This is a genomic window from Streptococcus parasanguinis, assembly GCF_047465465.1.
Classification (GTDB): domain Bacteria; phylum Bacillota; class Bacilli; order Lactobacillales; family Streptococcaceae; genus Streptococcus; species Streptococcus parasanguinis_AI.
Genome location: NZ_JASGZU010000005.1, coordinates 15,206 through 34,527 on the forward strand (window position 1 = coordinate 15,206; position 19,322 = coordinate 34,527).

At 43.6% G+C, this 19,322-nt stretch carries 19 protein-coding genes and 1 pseudogene; 1 reads left to right on the forward strand and 19 read right to left on the reverse strand.

Annotation, left to right across the window (positions count from 1 at the left end):
- Positions 1-9 precede the first annotated feature (9 nt).
- The 7 genes from rplC to tgt all read right to left on the reverse strand — a co-directional run bounded on the left by rplC (position 10) and on the right by tgt (position 5,334).
- Positions 10-636: a 50S ribosomal protein L3 gene (rplC, locus tag QM351_RS08680; protein WP_003010846.1), complete on the reverse strand. Its 627-nt coding sequence runs from the start codon at positions 634-636 to the stop codon at positions 10-12.
- Positions 637-717: 81 nt separating this feature from the next.
- Positions 718-1,026 (reverse strand): 30S ribosomal protein S10, encoded by a 309-nt coding sequence (rpsJ, locus tag QM351_RS08685; protein WP_003009585.1) that lies wholly within the window; start codon positions 1,024-1,026, stop codon positions 718-720.
- 330 nt (positions 1,027-1,356) lie between these two features.
- Positions 1,357-1,737 (reverse strand): hypothetical protein, encoded by a 381-nt coding sequence (locus QM351_RS08690; RefSeq protein WP_414327199.1) that lies wholly within the window; start codon positions 1,735-1,737, stop codon positions 1,357-1,359.
- A gap of 16 nt (positions 1,738-1,753) precedes the next feature.
- Positions 1,754-2,374, reverse strand: a complete 621-nt coding sequence (locus QM351_RS08695; protein ID WP_315376038.1) for a hypothetical protein — start codon at positions 2,372-2,374, stop codon at positions 1,754-1,756.
- Between the two features lie 175 nt (positions 2,375-2,549).
- Positions 2,550-3,461 (reverse strand): helix-turn-helix domain-containing protein, encoded by a 912-nt coding sequence (locus tag QM351_RS08700; protein ID WP_315376041.1) that lies wholly within the window; start codon positions 3,459-3,461, stop codon positions 2,550-2,552.
- 108 nt (positions 3,462-3,569) lie between these two features.
- Positions 3,570-4,190 carry a uridine kinase family protein gene (locus tag QM351_RS08705; protein WP_414327200.1) on the reverse strand — a complete coding sequence of 207 codons (621 nt, stop codon included), beginning with the start codon at positions 4,188-4,190 and terminating at the stop codon, positions 3,570-3,572.
- Position 4,191: 1 nt separating this feature from the next.
- Positions 4,192-5,334 (reverse strand): tRNA guanosine(34) transglycosylase Tgt, encoded by a 1,143-nt coding sequence (gene tgt / locus QM351_RS08710; protein ID WP_371495673.1) that lies wholly within the window; start codon positions 5,332-5,334, stop codon positions 4,192-4,194.
- A 150-nt stretch (positions 5,335-5,484) separates the two neighbouring features.
- On the opposite strand from tgt, the gene QM351_RS08715 reads away from it, so the two are divergent.
- Positions 5,485-6,354: a DUF975 family protein gene (locus tag QM351_RS08715; protein ID WP_049472513.1), complete on the forward strand. Its 870-nt coding sequence runs from the start codon at positions 5,485-5,487 to the stop codon at positions 6,352-6,354.
- Positions 6,355-6,423: 69 nt separating this feature from the next.
- On the opposite strand, the gene QM351_RS08720 is transcribed toward QM351_RS08715, so the two are convergent.
- From QM351_RS08720 to QM351_RS08775, 12 genes and pseudogenes are all read right to left on the reverse strand, one after another.
- Positions 6,424-6,876 (reverse strand): CoA-binding protein, encoded by a 453-nt coding sequence (locus QM351_RS08720; RefSeq protein WP_414327201.1) that lies wholly within the window; start codon positions 6,874-6,876, stop codon positions 6,424-6,426.
- Between the two features lie 134 nt (positions 6,877-7,010).
- On the reverse strand, positions 7,011-9,656 hold the full coding sequence (polA, locus tag QM351_RS08725) for a DNA polymerase I (protein ID WP_414327202.1): 2,646 nt from the start codon (positions 9,654-9,656) through the stop codon (positions 7,011-7,013).
- A gap of 257 nt (positions 9,657-9,913) precedes the next feature.
- Entirely contained in the window at positions 9,914-11,377 is a 1,464-nt protein-coding gene (locus QM351_RS08730) for an alpha-L-fucosidase (protein ID WP_049472510.1), read from the reverse strand.
- A 141-nt stretch (positions 11,378-11,518) separates the two neighbouring features.
- On the reverse strand, positions 11,519-12,295 hold the full coding sequence (trpA, locus tag QM351_RS08735) for a tryptophan synthase subunit alpha (protein WP_049472509.1): 777 nt from the start codon (positions 12,293-12,295) through the stop codon (positions 11,519-11,521).
- A 1-nt stretch (position 12,296) separates the two neighbouring features.
- A complete protein-coding gene (gene trpB / locus QM351_RS08740; RefSeq protein WP_414327203.1) occupies positions 12,297-13,502 on the reverse strand; it encodes a tryptophan synthase subunit beta in 1,206 nt (401 codons plus the stop codon).
- Positions 13,492-14,079 carry a phosphoribosylanthranilate isomerase gene (locus tag QM351_RS08745; protein ID WP_247920006.1) on the reverse strand — a complete coding sequence of 196 codons (588 nt, stop codon included), beginning with the start codon at positions 14,077-14,079 and terminating at the stop codon, positions 13,492-13,494. The genes trpB and QM351_RS08745 overlap by 11 nt, the downstream gene beginning before the upstream one ends.
- Positions 14,066-14,833 (reverse strand): indole-3-glycerol phosphate synthase TrpC, encoded by a 768-nt coding sequence (gene trpC / locus QM351_RS08750; RefSeq protein WP_414327204.1) that lies wholly within the window; start codon positions 14,831-14,833, stop codon positions 14,066-14,068. The genes QM351_RS08745 and trpC overlap by 14 nt, the downstream gene beginning before the upstream one ends.
- Positions 14,830-15,834 (reverse strand): anthranilate phosphoribosyltransferase, encoded by a 1,005-nt coding sequence (gene trpD / locus QM351_RS08755; RefSeq protein ID WP_049472517.1) that lies wholly within the window; start codon positions 15,832-15,834, stop codon positions 14,830-14,832. Before trpD ends, trpC begins: the two co-directional genes overlap by 4 nt.
- A gap of 9 nt (positions 15,835-15,843) precedes the next feature.
- Positions 15,844-16,404: pseudogene (locus QM351_RS08760) on the reverse strand (aminodeoxychorismate/anthranilate synthase component II); the annotation flags it as partial.
- Complete coding sequence (gene trpE, locus QM351_RS08765; protein ID WP_257738409.1) at positions 16,401-17,759, reverse strand: anthranilate synthase component I; 1,359 nt, start codon at positions 17,757-17,759, stop codon at positions 16,401-16,403. The pseudogene QM351_RS08760 and the gene trpE, both read right to left, overlap by 4 nt.
- Before the next feature lie 514 nt (positions 17,760-18,273).
- On the reverse strand, positions 18,274-18,636 hold the full coding sequence (locus QM351_RS08770; RefSeq protein WP_257738408.1) for a DUF1304 domain-containing protein: 363 nt from the start codon (positions 18,634-18,636) through the stop codon (positions 18,274-18,276).
- 15 nt (positions 18,637-18,651) lie between these two features.
- Positions 18,652-19,080 carry a MarR family winged helix-turn-helix transcriptional regulator gene (locus QM351_RS08775; protein WP_414327205.1) on the reverse strand — a complete coding sequence of 143 codons (429 nt, stop codon included), beginning with the start codon at positions 19,078-19,080 and terminating at the stop codon, positions 18,652-18,654.
- Positions 19,081-19,322 lie beyond the last annotated feature (242 nt).

The window sequence follows — 19,322 nt, forward strand, 5'->3', positions numbered from 1 at the left end:
CTTTCCTTATTATTTACCAGCTTTAACTGCTGACTTGATAGTGATAAGAGATTTCTTAGCACCTGGTACGTTACCTTTGATAAGGATAACGTTCTTTTCTGGAACAACTTGTACAACTTCAAGGTTTTGAATTGTTACACGATCGCCACCCATGCGTCCTGCAAGGTTTTTACCTTTGAATACGCGGTTAGGTGCAACAGGTCCCATAGAACCTGGACGACGGTGGTAACGAGAACCGTGAGCCATAGGTCCACGTGATTGTCCGTGGCGTTTGATAACACCTTGGAAACCTTTACCTTTAGAAGTACCAGTTACATCAACAATGTCTCCAGCTTCGAAAGTGTCAACTGTGATTTCAGCACCAACTTCCAAGCCTTCAACGTTTTTGAATTCACGAATGAAGCGCTTAGGAGCCGTGTTAGCTTTTGCTACATGTCCTTTAGCAGGTTTGTTGCTCAATACTTCGCGTTTGTCATCGAAACCAACTTGGATAGCGTTGTAACCATCTGTTTCAACAGTTTTAACTTGAAGAACAACGTTTGGAGTTGCTTCGATAACTGTTACAGGGATCAATTCGCCAGCTTCAGTGAAGATTTGAGTCATTCCCACTTTTTTCCCTAAGATTCCTTTTGTCATGAGAAAATAGTTCCTTTTCTATAGTTTTTTATTCAAAAAGTTTTTAACGAGCGTTTTTTATGCTCTAGATCAAGCTTTAGATTAAAGTTTGATTTCTACGTTTACACCACTTGGAAGATCCAATTTCATCAAAGCGTCAACTGTTTTTTGAGTTGGGTTGATGATGTCGATCAAACGTTTGTGTGTACGCATTTCGAATTGTTCGCGAGAATCTTTGTATTTGTGAGTCGCACGAATGATTGTGTAGAGGCTACGCTCAGTTGGAAGTGGGATTGGACCCGCAACTTGTGCACCTGTACGAGTAGCTGATTCTACGATTTTTGCAGCCGCTGTGTCGAGTGTACGGTGTTCGTACGCTTTCAAACGGATGCGGATTTTTTTGTTTGCCATCTTTTTCTCCTTTTCGTCTATTTAAGATAATAGGCTAGCTCCACAAGAAAACCGACGCGCGTTGCGTGGCAATGCAACCGAGCGTGTCGCAACCTCTTGCATCAAAGCTAATAGCTGTTTTTCACAGCACCATAGTAGTTTAACACAAACAAAGGCCCAATGCAAGGGATTTGAGAAGATTTTTTTCGTTTTTTTAATGAAAGTGTTTTCGAAAAATTTAGAGTGCTAAAAAAGTTGCTCTTATATAGAAAAAAGTTCTACTTTTTTAGCTAAGTAGAACTTTTTAACGTAAAGAGATACGCTGATTACATCCTTACATCTTTTCACTTTTTATTTATTGATTTTCATGGCCGCTTTTATTTCACCAATTGTTGATGCAGTGCTTGTATCTTGGAATGATTTTAACTCTTTGTTTCCTCTCTCATCAATAGTTTCAACTGGATTACTATAATCATCCGTGGAACTCGTTGTAAATCCACCGGATTCATCAGCAATAATTACTTTACTATCAGGTAAATTACCAAAATAATCATTTATTTCTTTTTCTGATTTACCTCTTAAGAGTTTTTTATAAATTTGTATTGTTTGGTTTTCCTTTTGATCGATTCCTGTTGATTCAGCAATGGCGTTTTTTTGTAATGAATACGATACAATCCCAATAGATAGAACTGTTGCTATTAGAGGTATGATTTTTTTAGTTTGATTAGCCATTTTTTCACCTACTTTCTTAAACAGGATTACTTACTTTATATCTTGAACCTGATCTAGGATTATATGTCTTGAAAAATGTTCCTTTTCGACTATCGACCGCAACATAACCGCCATCATTAACTACCACTGAGATTCCATATCCATCTTCTACCAAACCACTATCACCTTGAGCTTGCCAATAAAGGTAGTCTCCGCTTCCCCAGGAAGGTTTAAATCGTTCTTCCCCATAACGCCACCCCTTTGCATAGAAGGCATTTGATAGATATTCTTGGTTTGGGTATAAGACATGAACACGTGTTGGAATCCATGCTCCAAAAAATACCGTTCCTGATGAAGCAACTTCCATTTTCCCAGGAAACAACTGTGTAGCTAATAGTTGTTTATATTCAGCTACTGTCATGATTTGACCCTCGCTTGCGACCTGTTCTAATGGAAAATTTTTGCTCCCGTCTTTATTTACTATAATTCCTCCACCCGCAGTTGTTAAAACATATTGATCATCTTTCAAACCTTGAGTAACCTGCTCAATTTGTTCTCCTGTCATATATTCATCTGCCTTGACACTATTTTTTCCAGCTATTAAGAATAAGCTTATAAACGCTATAACAATTATTATTTGCTTGAATTTTATCATCATTTTTCTCCTCTAAACGATTTCTACGGAATTATTTCTAATTCATTTGCTATTTACACCACCAACAAGTTTCAACAAATAATAGTATCAAATTAACCATATCACCCTCCATTTTCTTCTTTTGTGGTTATTATAGAATCTTTAAACATAGTTTAACAGGACAAAAATGTCCTGCTATTTATTTAATATCCTGTTGCCATTCCTGTTTTAGTTTTTTTAATAGCATATCTTCTTTAATCATTTCTGCAAAGTGTATAGCTGATTCGTAATACTCTTTAGCCTCTTTTTTATCATTCTTATAACTGAGATAATATTTCCATTCAAACATATCTATCAAAGATTTTTTCTGATAGTCTTGAGTTAGTTCCATAATTTGAATTAACCTGTCCAATATTTCTCTAACCTTTTTATAATCACCTAATCTAAAAAACAACCCTAAGGCTAGAAAAAGTGTATCTCTCAATACAAATTGCTGATAGATTAATAATTCACCATCATCTACCAATAACCTTTGTACAATTTGCGGTAACAATTGCCATCCTGGATTACAGTATATGTCATCATCGTGTATCATTATTATTAAAAGCAATTTAATCAACAAAAGATCATTTAAGGTATATGTATTCTTCTTTTTTAGTTGATCAAGATAATCCTCCAATAAATGATTTCCAAGTTCAATTAATTCACTTTCATTAACATCAGATATAGTGGTTAAGATATCAACAATCAATTGCTCCTCTTCAGGCAAATCTTCATAATAATTCTCATATATGATTTCGAAACGTTTTTCCTCTTCATAAATCTTTCTTTTATCCGAATACGTCGTATTTCTTAATAATTGGTATTTTAAGTCTAAATATTCTTTTGGTAATTCTGTATAGTCTGGCATCAATGAAAATAAATTCATGTCTAGTCGTTCAGCTAAAAAATTTATCTTAGTTAATGTTGGTCTCGACAAGCCTGACTCTATTCGAGTTAATTGACGCACAGTCAACTCACTCTCATCCTGACACAACTCTTCTTTGGTCATTCCTTTTTGTTTTCTATATTTTTTCACAAGAGTTGCAAATTTTCGAAGATCTTCTACCATAGTTATCATCCTTCCTGAATACATTATACCCAATAACAAATTTGCTTACAACAATATCGATGCTCTATGAAATTTAATCAAAAAAGTTCTACTTTTCCGTAGAACTTTTTATTCTTTTTCAATATGAAACTGATCTTGTGATGTATTGACCAGGATATCCGCTTCACCTTCCATCGGTTGGTAGTGCTGATGGTATTGTTCTCGCCTGATCTGGTGAGTTCGATAGATGAAGTCCATTTCTCGATTTCGTTGGGCGACGTCTCTGCTTAATCGTCTTTCTAGCTCCGTATGATCATCTGTGTAAAAACAAATGGTTTGATCAAACAAAGACTTGGGTAAAAAAGCCACTGACATCCCTTCTACGATGAGAATAGACTTGTTCCCAGATAATATGTGGCTTGGAGACCATGGCTGATCAATCGTTCGTATATCCATTCCCGCTTGAAGGGCTTGAATATCTCGTTCTAGACTAGCCAATTCGTGAGCACTCGACAGACATGCGGTCACTTTTTGACCTGGGGAGTCTTTTGGTACAACCAATCCTCTTGGACTTCCAATAACATAGGGATCCGTCTCTAAAAGATTAACTTTCATGAGGTCCAATCGCTCACAGAGTGCTTTTGCAAAGGTTGTTTTCCCTGACCCTCCATGACCATAGATTCCAAGTGTTCGTAATTCTCCCGATTGTATCTTTTTTACTATGGAGTTTAGTAGTCTTTCACGATCCATCCTAGAAATTCCGTCCTGATTTGTTATAGCCATATTTTTCTACGAAATGCTCACGGAATTCTAAGAGATTGTCATCCATGATGGCTTTACGGACCTGCTTCATGAGGTTGATCAAGAAATACAAGTTGTGGTAGCTAGTCAAGCGAATACCGAAGGTTTCATCTGCCTTGAGGAGGTGGCGAAGATAAGCTCGGGTATAGTTTTTACAAGTGTAGCAATCACATTCAGGATCCAGCGGTGTAAAATCTTCTGCAAATTGCGCATTTTTTACTACCAGGCGTCCTTGACTGGTCATGCAGGTACCGTTTCGAGCAATCCGCGTTGGCAAGACACAGTCAAACATATCCACTCCACGAATAACCCCATCGATCAGGCTGTCTGGAGCTCCTACTCCCATGAGATAGCGTGGCTTGTTCTCTGGTAAGAGCGGAGTTGTGAAATCCAGCACCGCATTCATCTCTTCATGGCTTTCCCCAACAGCTAAGCCACCGATGGAATAGCCTGGAAAGTCCATGCTGACCAAATCTTGAGCAGACTGACGGCGCAAGTCTTCAAATCCAGCCCCTTGAACAATCCCGAAAAGACCTTGATCATGAGGACGACGGTGAGCCTTCAGGCCACGTTCTGCCCAACGACTGGTCCGTTCGATTGATTTTTTCACATAATCATAGGGCTGATAGAACTGCGGGCATTCATCAAAGGACATCATGATGTCGCTCCCTAGATTGTTTTGGATGGAGATGGCTTTTTCTGGAGAAAGGAACATCTTCGAGCCGTTGAGGTGGTTTTTAAAGGTTACCCCTTCTTCAGTGATGTTGCGGGTATCCGCTAATGAATAGACCTGGAAGCCTCCACTATCTGTCAAAATCGGCTGATCCCAGTTCATGAACTGGTGCAGTCCTCCTGCTTTTGCGACCAGATCATCCCCTGGACGAAGCCAGAGATGGTAGGTGTTGGCCAAGATAATTCCGGAACCCATTTCCTTGAGTTCTTCTGGCGATTGGGTCTTAACGGTTGCCTGAGTCCCTACAGGCATAAACATTGGGGTCGGGAAGGTCCCGTGAGGGGTGATAATTTCTCCCAGACGAGCACCTGTATGCTTTTCTTTTTTGATTAATCGATATTGAATCGGTGAATCTGTCATGGTTACCTCCGTACTGGGAAAAACAGTCCCAGCCTTCTTATTCCTGTCACAGTTTTCCTGTGAGCACCTGTACGATTGTACCAAATTTTACCGGCTCTGTCACGGACTTATGTTATAATAAAAAGTACTACTATGAAGAGAGTATCATCTATGAACCTTAAATTGATTCGCCTCCGGGCACGTACTATGCAAGTCCAACAACCGGGCTTAGCTATCCTTTTTGCTCTTCCGGTCCTGTTGACCATTCTTGCTAACTTTCTCTTAAGCGGGCAAGATCTGGTCGATCTACTACCGGACATGACCTTGCAGCAAGCAAGTATCTACATGATCCAGCGTCAGGTCTTTCCTTCTGTCGTCTCCTTTGTCATCTCCATATTAGTGGTCGGTGCGACTTTTAGCTATTTAGATACGATTAATCCCAAGATCGAACACCGAACACGCGTCTTAGATATCTTTAAACAAGATCGCTTTACCTCTGTATTTGCCACCTTGATCTTGAAGCAAGCCGTCCTCTTTTTATGGGGAGTCATCCTCTATGCGGGAAGTCTCATCAGCACCTACGCCAGCATTCGATTTTTAGCGATTTACGACAAGGTGAGCAACCCTAGCACTTTGAGTGCTTCCAGTCCTGAATTCCAATCTCTCATGCAACAAATGCCCCTGATGACTGCTGGCGTCGTACTTGGCCTGATCGGCCTCCTCTTTTACCTGCCACAATACTACAGTCTCAGCTTGGTCGAATTGATCCTCTACGAGCAATTACGAGACGGCGACTACAAGGGAGCCTTTGGAGTCCTTCGCAAAAGTCGTGAAACCATGAAAGGGTTCCGCAGCAATCGCTTGGTGCTCGATCTAACCTTGATTGGTTGGTACTTCCTGAATTACTTCACGCGCGATGTCATCGGCTTTTATACCATGCCTTACTTTATCAACTGCCAAATTGCCTTTTACGATCAAATCAAGCAGATCAAACAAGGGCCGCGCCATTTTACAGGTCATCCAAGCCATGAAGTTAAATAAGATGAAGAAGAGAACCCCAGTTTCCTGCTGGGGTTCTCTTCTATAATTTTACTGCCAATTTCTTGTCCGTTATACTCCGTACAGGGATGCACCCAAGATTAATCGGGTATGTTCCCGTTTGATACAGCGGTTCATGACGATATCTTCTCGACCTGCTCCTCGAAGAATTTCTTCTGCTTCTTGATTTTCCAGTCCCAATTGTGCCCAGAAAATGTTCGCATCCGTATCAATAAAATCACGTGCCACATCTGGTAAAAACTCACTGCGACGGTATACATCAACGATATCTACTGGGAATGGGATATCCTGTAAGCTAGCGTACACCGTCTCCCCAAGGATCTGACCTCCAGCTGCACGGGGGTTGACGGGAATAATCCGATAACCCCGCTCTTGCATTTCCTTGCTGACACGATGACTGGTTGTATCTTCGCGATCAGATAATCCAACTACAGCGATAATCTTGCTCGTTTCTAGGTAATGTTTGATAATGCCATCACTAGGATTGCGAAATGAATAAACCATAAGAATCTCCTTTTGTATGCGTTTCCTTTCTTTAAATAGTATAACAATACGGAAGGCATTGCAAGTGTTTGTCGTTAAAAGCGGTAGGAAACTGAAAAGTTTCCTACCGCTTTCTGTTTTGAACAAACTCAATTTTATTTGGCTTCATACCATGTTTTGCCTGCATTTTCATCGGCTTCCAGTGGTACTGCAAGTTCGATAGCGGATTCCATGGTCTCTTTGACGAGTTCTTTGATCGCTGCCAGTTCATCACTTGGCACTTGCAGAACGATTTCATCGTGGACCTGAAGGAGCATCTTGGTCTTGTATGCTCCTCTTTCTAGCGCTTGGTCCAAGTGGATCATGGCAATTTTCAAGATGTCTGCTGCAGATCCTTGGATGGGTGAGTTAATAGCTGTCCGTTCCGCAAACCCTCGAACATTGAAGTTGCGAGAATTGATATCTGGAATCTCCCGACGGCGCTTGAAGAGAGTCTCCACATAGCCTTTATCACGCGCTTCCCGTACCACTCTCTCCATATAGTCCTTGATGCCAGGGTAGCGTTCGAAATAGGTCTCAATGTAGGCCTTGGCTTCTTTTCGACTGATCCCCAGGTTGTTAGACAGGCCAAAGTCGGAAATTCCATAAACCACACCGAAGTTTACTGCTTTTGCATTGCGGCGGTCATTTGGCGTCACATCTTCTGGTTTTTCAATGTTGAAGACGCGCATAGCAGTCGATGTATGGATATCTGCCCCATGCTTAAAGGCATCAATCAAATGCTCATCTCCTGAAATATGGGCCAAGACGCGCAGTTCGATCTGTGAATAGTCCGAACTCAACAAGACACTGTTTTCCTCTTCTGGGACAAAGGCCTTACGAATAAGACGACCTTGCTCCAAACGGACAGGAATGTTTTGCAGGTTGGGATCCACGCTGGACAAGCGGCCTGTCTGCGTCAAATCCTGTACATAACGGGTATGGATCTTCCCATCTTCCAAAATCCAATCTTGAAGACCGATGACATAGGTTGACTGGATCTTAGCAATTTGGCGGTATTCAAGAATCTTAGACACGATCGGTGCAATTGGAGCCAGGCGTTCCAAGACATCAACAGCTGTTGAATAGCCGGTTTTGGTCTTCTTGGTGTATTCAAGAGGGAGTTCCAATTTTTCAAAGAGGATGACGCCCAATTGTTTTGGAGAATTGATGTTGAACTCTTCTCCTGCAAGCTCGTAGATTTCTTGGGTCAAGCGCTCCAAGACCACTTCGTTTTCCACCTGCATGTCTTCTAGGGTCTGGCGCTCTACCTTGATCCCCGCGATTTCCATCTTGGCCAAAACAGCTGCTAGCGGTTGCTCCATATCATAGAGCAAATCTAGTTGATCATGGGCCTGCAACTGCTCTACCATGGGTTCTTCCGTGTCTAGTAAAACAGCGACTTTCCGTGCCAAATGCTCTAATAGGACCGCCTTTTCTGGGATAGCTTTTTTGGCTCCCTTGCCATAAACGACTTCATCCAGCGGCAGCGCAATCTGACTATAGAGACTCGCAATGGTTGAAATCTCATTGTCCTCTACGGTCGACAAGAGATACTTGGCCAATCGACTGTCAAACGCGGGATTTTGAAGGGTAATGCCCAAGTGGCTGAGCAAGACCTTGGCCCGCTTGAAGTCATAGACCTTGAGGGGCGTTTTTTCGAGAAATTCTTTGAAAATCGGTGTTTGTAAAAGACCAGTATCTGTACTCGCGTAGAGCTGACCTTTTGTCCCCCATGCGAAACCGATGATGGGTTCCGTATGGTAATTGTCCCCAAAAATCTCAAAATGGAAGAAACTATCTTCCGTGAGCATATCTGAAGTAACTTGCTCGACTTCTGTATAGTCAATAGCTACAGGAGCTACTTCTTCTCCACTGAAATCCAAGGCCTGACGGAGTTGCTTGAAGCCCATCTCCTCATAAAACTTGGCGAGATTTTCTAGATGGGGGCCCGTATAGGTGATATCATCCAGGCCAATCTCAATGGGCGCATTGGTATCGATGGTCGCGAGAGTTTTGGATAGGTAGGCCTGCTCCTTGTCGTTGATGAGGTTTTCCTTCATCTTAGAAGCCTTCATCTCGTCGATATGCTCGTAAATGCCATCAAGAGAGCCGTACTCTAGGAGTAGTTTGATCCCTGTCTTTTCTCCGATCTTAGTCACACCTGGGATATTATCCGATTTATCTCCCATCAAGGCCTTGAGGTCGATAAATTGCTCTGGTGTCAGCCCCATCTTTTCTTTGAGATAGGCCGGAGTGAATTCCTCAAACTCCGCTACCCCTTTTTTGGAAATCTCAACCACCGTATTGTCATCTGTCAGCTGGATCAAATCCTTATCCCCAGAGACAATGGTGACTTCAAATGGCACCGAAGTAGTTTCTGCCATCTTATCTAGTGTTCCAATAATATCATCCGCTTCATACTGGGCCAGCTCATAATGGCGGATTCCCAAATGATCCAGTTGCTCACGAATGAAAGGAAACTGCTCGCGGAACTCATCTGGAGTTTTTGCACGGCCCCCTTTGTAGTCGGCATACATCTCCGTCCGAAAAGTCGTCTTTCCTGCATCAAAAGCAACGAGGACATGGGTCGGTTGGATGCGCTCTAAGAGATGGCTCAACATGAGGTTAAAGCCATAAACCGCATTGGTATGCAGACCATTAGCATTTTTGAAACGGTCAATTTGATTATAGAGTGCAAAAAAGGCACGAAAAGCGACGGAAGACCCGTCGATGAGTAGTAATTTATTCTTTTTTTCCATAGGCCTATTATACCACGAATCACAAGGTCTCTGGTACATAAAAACTCTACCCTTTCGGGTAGAGCCTTCTTTAGGAGTTTCTTATGAAAAATGAAGAGAAGTGTTTATTCGCCGTAACAAGAACCTTGTTGTGGCAATTTCTTAAAGCGTTTTGGATAATTAACTGAGATTTTCATTTTCTGTACCTCATTTCTTATTGGATGAGTACAGTATACAAGAGAAACCTAAACGATTCCTTATAGAAAGCTTCAAGAAAACTAAAAGCTGAGGCGCAAAACACGCGGTTGTTTTTTGCTGCAAGCTGGTAACTGAAGATGAAGCCCTGTCTCATCTTGGCTCCAAGAAAGAAGCTGACTTTCTCCAAGGAGCTCTACCTTTTGAATGCGCGCATGAAGAATTCTCGGTTGCTTGAGATCATAGGCGAGAGACGGCAAGGTCAACTCTTCCGTCCTTCCACTTGGTTCCAGCTGGATAGCATAAAGAAAACCATCACGCATGGTATAGCGGAAATCTTGGCTGGTATAGAGTGGCGCTTCTCCATCTGAGAAGGAACCTTCCTGGGCCTCGGTCGGTCCGTCTGATGACACCCGCCAAGGCCGACTCTGATAAATGGCTTCTCCATTTACCGCCAGCCAGTTCCCGATCTCTGTGAGGATGTCTTGGTCTTGCTCAGGAATAGTGCCATCTGCCTTGGGTCCAATATTGAGCAGAAGATTGCCATTTTTGGCCACAACATCGACTAAATTTTGTAGCAATTCCTTACTGGTCTTGTAGGCTAGATCCTGGGTATAGCACCAAGAATTACGGGCGATCGCGGTATCCATTTGCCACGGAAAGGCTTGCGTCTCTCCGTATCCTCCCCGCTCCATCTCGACGATTCCTGAACCGAAAGGGAGGGCGTCCTGTTTGTAACAAACAGCCACCTTGCGATCTTCTTGTGCTGCTAGATTGTAATAATAAGCCAAAAAGCGCATCAAGTAGGGACGGAAACTCTCATGCTGGATCCACCAGTCAAAATATAGGAGCTCTGGTTGGTAGTCCCGCACCAGTTCACAGGTTCGCAACAGCCAATCTTCCAAGTATTCTTTGCTTGGATAAGGCTTGGAAGTCAGATCAAAATGATCCTTGGGCTCTGGCTCGGCTGGCCAATAAAGGCTGTCTCTTGGGACTTCTTGCGGAATGTCACTAGTGAATTCCTTGCCATGTGAAAAGAAAAACTGGTGTTCTGCCCGGTGAGAGGACGTACAGAAGTGCAGGCCACGTTTTTCTGCTTCCTCCCTCAGCTCCCCTAAGACATCTCGTCTCGGCCCCATTTCTAAGCTATTATAAGGCGAGAGAGTAGAGGCATACATCTGAAAACCATCGTGGTGCTCCGCAACTGGGAAAAGATACTGAGCTCCCGCTTTTTGAAAGAGATCTAGCCAAGATGCCGGATCAAATTGATCGGCTGTAAAAAGAGGAATGAGATCCTTGTAGCCAAAGATAGCCTGGTCTCCAAAATGCTCTCGATGATAGTCATAGCAAGGATTCCCTTGGATATACATATTTCGCGAATACCATTCCGAACCAAAGGCAGGTACACTGTAGACGCCCCAGTGGATAAACATTCCAAATTTGGCATCCCGATACCAATCTGGACAGACTTGATGGCTAAGAGAGTCCCAGCTTGGTTCAAAAGGACCTGACTGGATGACTTGATCAATCTCTTCAAGGCTTATCATGCTCTTCTCCTCTTTTCTTGTTACTACCTCTATTGTAACGAGAAACCCTCGTTTGTAAAGACAAACGAGGGGAATGTTTAAAATAGTAGACAAAGAGCTTGATCTAGGAGAATCAAGCTGATGATGAATGAAATGAAGCTTCTAGCCCTTCACTGCTTGAGAAATGAAACGAGCGATGGCGTCTGTCTCCCCTTGGTGGAGAGCCTTAACGATCTTGGACCCCACAATAACCCCATCTGAGACCTTGTTGAAACGGTGAACATCCTCCATGCTGGAAACTCCAAAACCTGTTAAAACAGGAATGGACGCTATTTCGTGTAATTGGGCCAAGTGGTGGTCCAAATCCTCTCGATAGCTACCAGCTTTCCCCGTCACTCCATTGACAGCAACGGCATAGATAAACCCTTCTGCATCTTGGATCAATTTCTTCTGGCGCTCGATTCCTGTGGTTAAGCTCACTAGTGGCACCAAAGCGATGTCTTTATCCACTAATAGAGGTTCTACCAGATCCGCATGCTCATGAGGGAGATCCGGAATAATCACTCCCTTGACCGCTGTTCCTTCTACAGCTCTAAAGAAATTTTCGAGCCCATATTGGAACAAGGGGTTGAAATAGGTCATGATGACCAAAGGAACACTTGTCTCCAGACGCTGGATCGTTTGCACCAGTTTCTCTGTCGTCGTCCCATGGGCTAAACTTCGTAGTCCCGCCTCTTCAATCACAGGGCCATCTGCCACCGGATCCGAAAAAGGAATGCCAACCTCAATAGCTGAGACACCAAGCTCCTCCAAAAATTGGATGGTTTCCTGCAAACCTGCCAAGCCTTTTTCATGATCTCCTGCCATGATATAAGGAACAAAGATCCCTTGCTGCTGGTCTTTCAGCTTTTGTAAATGCTCTGTTAAGGTCTTTCCCATCTTACTCTCCCCTCTCTTGTTCTAGGCGGTCTTTGACTTGTACCACATCTTTATCCCCACGACCTGATAAGCAAACGATCATAGATTTTTCAGGCCCCATTTCCTTGGCCAATTTCACCGCATAGGCGATAGCATGGCTCGATTCCAGAGCTGGAATGATTCCTTCTACTTTCGAAAGCAATTGAAAGGCTTCTAGGGCTTCTTGGTCTGTCACAGGCACATAGGTTGCCCGCTTGATCTCATGGAAATAAGAATGCTCTGGCCCAATTCCTGGGTAATCGAGACCTGCTGAAATCGAGAAGGCTTCTAAAATCTGTCCATGAGCATCCTGTAACACATCCATCAAGGCGCCGTGAAGGACTCCCGGACGCCCCTTGGTCAAGGTTGCTGCATGCTGGTCTGTATCCACTCCAAGGCCAGCAGCTTCTGCCCCATACATGGCAACAGATGTATCTTCAACAAAAGGATAAAAGAGCCCAATGGCGTTCGATCCGCCTCCTACACAGGCTAAGACTGCATCTGGTAGCGCACCGTCATTTTGCTCTGCAAATTGGCGTTTAGCTTCTCGACCGATGACACTTTGAAAATTACGGACAATCTCTGGGAATGGGTGAGGTCCTAGAGCAGAACCCATGATATAGTGGGTATCCTCCACATTTGCTACCCAGGCTCTAAGGGCAGCATTGACCGCATCCTTGAGAACACGTGACCCATCTGTTACTGATTGAACCTTGGCACCCAACAACTCCATCCGAAAGACATTGAGGGCTTGGCGTTTGACATCTTCTTCCCCCATGTAGATGGTGCATTCCATATCAAATAAAGCAGCAGCCGTTGCCGTTGCAACACCGTGCTGTCCGGCCCCTGTTTCTGCGATGATCTTTTTTTTGCCCATCCGATGTGCCAATAAAACTTGTCCTAGGGCATTATTAATTTTATGAGCCCCTGTGTGGTTGAGATCTTCTCTTTTAAGAAAGATCTTGGCTCCACCGATGTACTTGGTAAGATTTTTAGCGTAATAGAGCGGTGTTTCCCGACCGACATATTGTTTCAGAAGCTGATCCAATTCTGCTTGAAAAGAAGGATCTGCTTGACTTTCTCTGTAGGCTTCTTCTAATTCTAAAACTGCTGTCATCAAGGTTTCAGGGACAAATCGTCCCCCGAACCGCCCGTAAAATCCGTTTTGATCTGGTTGTTTATATGCCATGCTTGGCCCTTTCTATAAATCGTTTTATCTTTTCTTGATCTTTTATTCCATTTGTCTCGACCCCACTGGATACATCCACCGCATAAGGATGAAAGAAGCGAATGGCATCTGCTACATTGTCTACCGTCAAGCCTCCTGCAATAAAGAAGGGCTTTGTGAAGTTTTGGGTTTCGAGTTCTTGCCAGTTAAAAGTCTCTCCACTTCCTGCTACAGGAGCATCAAAGAGCAGATAATCGGCACTGGTCTCAGGAAGAGCTGTATCTTTCCCCACTTGAACAGCGCGAATCGTTTGTTGGGGAAGGTCTTGTAAGATGGTATCATCTATCGATCCATGCACTTGTATCAGGTCCAAGCCCACAACTTGGCAAGTCTTCTCCACTTCTTCTCTTTGTGGTGATACAAAAACACCGACTTTTTGAACTCCCTCTGGAATCCCTGTAGCCAACTGCCGGGCTTGCTCCAGCGTGACTTGCCGTTTGCTTGGTGCAAAGACAAAACCAATGTAGTCCGCACCAGCTTCAACAGCGGTCTGGACAGCTTCTGGAGTGGACAGTCCGCAAATTTTAACCTTTGTCAATCTGCAACTCCTTTACTTTTTCAGCCACATTGTCTGCCTTCATGAGGGCTGTCCCAACGAGAATGCCACTAAAATAAGGAGCTAGCATGCGCGCATCTGCTGCTGTGAAAATAGCAGACTCCGAGATGTAAACCGGTTCTTGTTCAAAGCTTGTCGCCAATTCAAGGCTAGTATGAAGATCTGTCTCAAAGGTCACCAAGTTGCGATTATTGACCCCTATGATCTGAGCCCCAATCCGGTGAGCGATCTCTAGTTCTGTCAGATTATGGGTCTCCACCAAGACCTCCAGGCCAAGATGGGTCGCAAACTCATAGAGCTCCTTCAGACGAGCCTCTGGTAAGGCTGCAACTATCAACAAGATCACGGTTGCCCCTGCGTTTCGCGCCCGAATCAGTTGCTTTTTATCCACAATGAAATCTTTGTTGAGGGTGGGAATACGCACTCGACTAGATATTTCCCGGAGATACTCGATATTACCCTTGAAAAACACTTCATCGGTCAAGACAGAAATCATCACGGCCCCATTTTCTTCGTAAGTCTTAGCCTGCGCGACGATATCCACATCGACATGAATATCTCCCAGACTCGGGCTGGCCTTTTTCACCTCTGCGATGATCTGAAGCTTTTCTGGATGACTCTTTAGGTAATCATACAGGCGGTAGGTCTCGCGCAAAGGTTGGAGTTTCTCTTCTTTCATCGCAGCCACTTCCCGCGCCTTTTCCTTTAGAATCTTTGGCAAGAATTCTTGACTCATTTTTGATACTCCTGTAATAATCTCAATTTCTCAAGGGCAGCCCCACTGGCAATCACTTCACGTGCCAAGGCAATCCCCTTCTTGATAGAATCTACTTTGCCGTTGGCATAAAAACCAAGGCCAGCATTCAAGACCGTCACCTCTAAGAAGGGACTCGCTTCATTCTTCAAGACGCTGAGCAAAATTTCCGCATTGCGTTTGGCGTCACCACCTCGTACTTGATCAATTTCAATGCGCTCCATTCCGATGTCTTCTGGTTGAAAACTGGATAAAGTAACCTGTCCATCTTCCAGAATAGCGAGCTGGGTTTCTCCATCAAGGCCTGCCTCGTCCAAACCTTGTGGACCACTCACCACCACTGCGCGTTTCCTTCCCAAATTCTTTAGAATCTCCGCCGTACTTTCCAGCATATCTGGACGACTGGTTCCCAATAGCTGGGTTTCTAGAGGAATCGGATTGATAAGAGGACCGGTTAAGTTCATCACCGTTGGAACCCCTAGCGCCAAGCGAGCGGGCATAATATAGCGCATGCCAGGATGCAGATTTTTGGCAAATAGGAAGACAATTCCCGCCTTTTCAAACACTCGTCCCAAGTCTTCTGGACCCAAATCAAGGTTAATTCCTAGAGCTTCTAGTACATCCGCAGAACCGGATTTAGAAGAGATCGAACGATTTCCGTGTTTCGCCATCTTGATGCCACCACCAGCAAGGACGAAGGCAGCTGTTGTTGAAATGTTGAAACTATAAGAACGATCGCCCCCAGTTCCACAATTGTCCATCGCTCCTTGAACTTCTGTAGGAATAGCGACTGCATAAGCCTGCATCACTTTTGCAATAGCCGTCCGCTCTTCAACCGTTTCTCCCTTCATTTTGAGACCTAGAAGAAGGGCCGTCACCTGGGCTTCTGAAGCACGACCAGCAACGACTTCCTCCATAGCAGCTTCTAACTCTGCACTGGTTAGATCCATTCCTTCCGCCACTTTTGCAAGCACTTGTTTCATCTTCCGCTCCTTGACTAGTTTGACAAAATTTTCGATGGTCTTGAGCCCATCTGGCGTCCCGATACTTTCTGGATGGTATTGAAAACCATAAATCGGTAAGCTACGGTGTTGAATTCCCATAATCGCTTGATCATCCGTCGTTCGAGAGGTAATGACAAAATCCTCTGGCATGTCTTCAATCGTCAGCGAATGGTAACGCATGACTGGGACTTCTTTTGCGACACCCGCGTATAGAGGAGAGGGAGCTTCTAGCTGGATCTGGCTTTGTTTGCCATGCATGACCTGTGGTGCCAATCCCAAGCGCCCTCCAAAAACTTCTGCAATCGCTTGATGCCCCAAGCAAATCCCCAAGATTGGTTTGACCCCCGCGAAATCTCGGATCATCTCCTCCATCTTACCCGCATCCTTTGGCCAACCTGGACCTGGAGAAAATACCAAGGCATCTGCTTCTTGGGCAACCTGGTACAAATCCGGATCATCATTTCGAAGCACCTGGACCTCATCAAATTTTCCGATATACTGTGCTAAATTGTAGGTAAATGAATCGTAATTATCGACTAATAAAATCATCCTTCTTCTCCAATCCTTGTCATCGATTTTGCCTTATTGACGGTTTCTTGGTATTCATTTTCAGCGATCGAATCATAAACGATTCCTGCTCCGGCCTGCACATAAGCCTTCTTATTTTTGAGGATCATGGTTCGAATCGCAATAGCAAAATCAAGATCCCCCGTCACAGAGAGATAGCCAATAGCCCCCGCATAGACCCCGCGTTTCTCTTTTTCTGCCTCATAGATTCGCTTCATGGCTCGAATCTTGGGAGCACCCGAAACGGTCCCAGCTGGAAGAGTTGCCTTCAGAGCCTCAATAGAGGCTAGTCCAGGAAGTAATTGCCCCTTGACCACACTCGTCAGGTGCATGACATAACGAAAGAATTCCACTTCCATATATTTGGTCACTTCAACTGACCCATTTTGAGCGATACGCCCAATATCGTTTCGCCCTAGATCCACCAACATCCGGTGTTCTGCGACTTCTTTTGGATCCCCTGCCAAATCAGCTGACAATTGCCGATCAGTCTCTTCATCGATCCCTCTGGGACGTGTGCCAGCAATGGGATTGGTTGTCACCACTCGATCCTTGACCGACACCAGACTTTCTGGACTAGCACCGATAATTTGGTACTCCCCAAAATCATAAAAGTAGAGATAATTCGAAGGATTGGTCACGCGCAAATTGCGGTAATAATCTAGCGGTTTTCCTGAAAAATCAGCTGAAAAACGTTGACTGAGCACGCATTGGAACATATCCCCTTTTCGAATATAGTCCCGGGCTAGGGCCACCATTTCCTCAAACTCTTTTTGCTCCAAATGATTGTGGAAATGAAGTGCATGCAGATCCTTGTCCTGAAACTCTTCTTTTGCAGGTCTTGCCAATTGTGCTAATACTTGCTCCAAGCTCGACGCTTGCTCTGCTTCACTTCGTCCACTATAGAGGTTCTCTTCCACCACATAGACCTTTTCCTTTTTGTGATCAAAAATCACATAGCTTTCATATAAGAAAAAGTGAAGATCTGGTGTGCCGATCGTATCTTCAGGAATGGAACCAATGTTCTCATAGAGACCAATCAAGTCATAGCCGACAAATCCAATCGCCCCACCGTTAAAAGGAAGCTCTTCGGAAGTTTTCGTTTTGACCGTGATGCGATTCAAAAAGTCCAAAGGATCTTCTTTAACAATTTGATCATTGTTATAGAGGACGCCATTTTCAAACTTGACTTCACTGACCGGCCGATAGGCTACAATTGAAAAACGCGCATTCTCTTTTTCACGAGGAATTGACTCCAAGATCATTTTATGGGGCGCATCCAAACGCATATAAGCCAAAATTGGACTCAACACATCAGCAGATAAAACTTTTTTCATATCAGAAACCTCTCTTCTAGAACTCTTTTATTCTAAGGAATTCAACCGCACCCTACTTCGCTTGCTAAGGCGATCAAGGGTATCCCATCGCTCAATTCTCGCTTTGGGATCAATGTGCCTAAGCTCGCTTCGCTTGCTAAGGCACATAGAAAAGCCCTCACACAAAAACTGTGTGAGGGCGTAGTGTCCGCGGTGCCACCTCTTTTATAGGGAAAAATAGCTGGTCTTTCCCTACATCTCTATCTCCTCTATCAAGGAGTTGCACGGTAAGGGGTGCCAACCGAATTCACATGGGTTAGAATTCATTAATCATAACAGTCCAATTTTCATCAGTCGCTATTGCTTGTTCACAATTCCCACAAGCTCCCTGAAAATAGCTGACTCATTACTTTTCTGTTGCTACCATTATAACCCTTTTTCTTAGAAAGTCAATAAAATTTTTAGTCTTTTTTTATACTTTTTTCTACACTAATTTAATAAAATCAGCTCAAAGAGCCCTAGCGGCCCGTCCTTTTTATCCTAAAAATAGGATACTCAACAAAGCCAAAATTGCAGGACCACCTTGGGTCAAGATAATCTTTTTATTGGCTGTCATCGCACCGTAGGCCGCAGCTCCAATAATAAAGAGCACAAAAATTGTAACAACTTCACTATTTTTAGAGACAAACAATCCATACAAGAGGAAGACACCAATCAAGGCATTGTATATCCCTTGATTCTTAAATAAAGAGGTCACAGATGGGCGAGCGAGTTCTTCTTTATCCATGTTGAAAACCCGACTTGTGGTATCAGATGTGGTTCTGATGCTCTCCAAATAAAAAATACATAAATGCTCCAGTGCAGCAAGACTCGCTAAAATAATCGTCAGTAATGACATCGTAGATTCTCCTTTTTATTCAATCGTTATTTGTTCAATACCAGATACTAATTTATCCAGCAAGTATGAAAATTGCTCTTGTTCTTGAGTGGTCAAAATGCGACTCATCTGATCTTTCACAGCCACATGATAGCGAGGGGGATGTTTGACCAAACGATTATAGGCCATATCCGTCAAATGAATTAAGATTTCTCGCTGGTTTTTTGGATTTCGACTCCGATGGACAAATCCTTCCTTTTCTAAAATTTTGAAATGCCGGGTTAAAGCCGCTGGATCAATCTGTAAGCGTTCCTGAACCGCGATCTGATTGCAAGGTGCTTGTTCTAATAGATACTGCAAGATTTGGTAACGCGTTAAGCTAATCCCTAGTCGCTTTTCAAAGAGTTGTGTGGTCGATTGATCTGCCAAACGTAGTTGGTAGAGTAAATCATTTATTTCTGCCATATTCCTTCTCCGAATCGTTTTTGATAAATCAATAATTGATTAGTCAATCATAAACTTTTTCTTCTATCCTGGCAAGAAAAAAAGCTGGCACTGTTTTTTCGCACAAAAAAAGCCGCCTGATTGGGCGACTCTTAGGGAGATTATTATGAAAAAGAAAAGTTTTAGGATTTTTCTAAACAAAGTTAGGAGGTCTTTGTTTATGGTTCTATTATAGCGGACATTTCTTAAAGAAAGCTTACGAC

Excerpts from the sequence above, each read along its gene's own strand:
- rplC (WP_003010846.1), bottom strand. The coding sequence starts at position 636 with ATGACAAAAGGAATCTTAGGGAAAAAAGTGGGAATGACTCAAATCTTC.
- rpsJ (WP_003009585.1), bottom strand. The coding sequence starts at position 1,026 with ATGGCAAACAAAAAAATCCGCATCCGTTTGAAAGCGTACGAACACCGT.
- QM351_RS08690 (WP_414327199.1), bottom strand. The coding sequence starts at position 1,737 with ATGGCTAATCAAACTAAAAAAATCATACCTCTAATAGCAACAGTTCTA.
- QM351_RS08695 (WP_315376038.1), bottom strand. The coding sequence starts at position 2,374 with ATGATGATAAAATTCAAGCAAATAATAATTGTTATAGCGTTTATAAGC.
- QM351_RS08700 (WP_315376041.1), bottom strand. The coding sequence starts at position 3,461 with ATGGTAGAAGATCTTCGAAAATTTGCAACTCTTGTGAAAAAATATAGA.
- QM351_RS08705 (WP_414327200.1), bottom strand. The coding sequence starts at position 4,190 with ATGGATCGTGAAAGACTACTAAACTCCATAGTAAAAAAGATACAATCG.
- tgt (WP_371495673.1), bottom strand. The coding sequence starts at position 5,334 with ATGACAGATTCACCGATTCAATATCGATTAATCAAAAAAGAAAAGCAT.
- QM351_RS08715 (WP_049472513.1), top strand. The coding sequence starts at position 5,485 with ATGAACCTTAAATTGATTCGCCTCCGGGCACGTACTATGCAAGTCCAA.
- QM351_RS08720 (WP_414327201.1), bottom strand. The coding sequence starts at position 6,876 with ATGGTTTATTCATTTCGCAATCCTAGTGATGGCATTATCAAACATTAC.
- polA (WP_414327202.1), bottom strand. The coding sequence starts at position 9,656 with ATGGAAAAAAAGAATAAATTACTACTCATCGACGGGTCTTCCGTCGCT.
- QM351_RS08730 (WP_049472510.1), bottom strand. The coding sequence starts at position 11,377 with ATGATAAGCCTTGAAGAGATTGATCAAGTCATCCAGTCAGGTCCTTTT.
- trpA (WP_049472509.1), bottom strand. The coding sequence starts at position 12,295 with ATGGGAAAGACCTTAACAGAGCATTTACAAAAGCTGAAAGACCAGCAG.
- trpB (WP_414327203.1), bottom strand. The coding sequence starts at position 13,502 with ATGGCATATAAACAACCAGATCAAAACGGATTTTACGGGCGGTTCGGG.
- trpC (WP_414327204.1), bottom strand. The coding sequence starts at position 14,833 with ATGAGTCAAGAATTCTTGCCAAAGATTCTAAAGGAAAAGGCGCGGGAA.
- trpD (WP_049472517.1), bottom strand. The coding sequence starts at position 15,834 with ATGAAACAAGTGCTTGCAAAAGTGGCGGAAGGAATGGATCTAACCAGT.
- trpE (WP_257738409.1), bottom strand. The coding sequence starts at position 17,759 with ATGAAAAAAGTTTTATCTGCTGATGTGTTGAGTCCAATTTTGGCTTAT.
- QM351_RS08770 (WP_257738408.1), bottom strand. The coding sequence starts at position 18,636 with ATGTCATTACTGACGATTATTTTAGCGAGTCTTGCTGCACTGGAGCAT.
- QM351_RS08775 (WP_414327205.1), bottom strand. The coding sequence starts at position 19,080 with ATGGCAGAAATAAATGATTTACTCTACCAACTACGTTTGGCAGATCAA.